Raw genomic sequence first — 254 nt, 5'->3', positions numbered from 1 at the left:
GTGGGTGCCGAGGACCGGGTGCTGCTGAGCACGACGGCGAGTTTCGACGTGTCGGTGCCGGAGCTGTTCGCGCCGCTGCAGGTCGGCGCCGCGATCGTGATCGCGCGTCCGGACGGACGCCGGGACCCGTCCTACCTCGCCGAGCTGATCCGGCGGGAGGGAGTGACCGGCGCCGACTTCGTGCCCTCGCTCCTGGAGGCGTTCGTCGCCGAGCCGGGGGCCAAGGAGTGCACCAGCCTGCGCTGGATCGAGGT

Annotated in this window: 1 protein-coding gene; it reads left to right on the top strand. The window is 72.4% G+C overall.

All coding sequences use genetic code 11. The features are described from left to right. Window positions 1-254, top strand: a 254-nt coding sequence (locus tag ADK65_RS07655) for an AMP-binding protein (protein ID WP_159038742.1), incomplete at both ends; no start/stop codon positions are given.

The organism is Streptomyces sp. NRRL B-1140, assembly GCF_001280065.1.
GTDB lineage: Bacteria > Actinomycetota > Actinomycetes > Streptomycetales > Streptomycetaceae > Streptomyces.
This window is presented reverse-complemented; position numbering and strand designations above follow the sequence as displayed.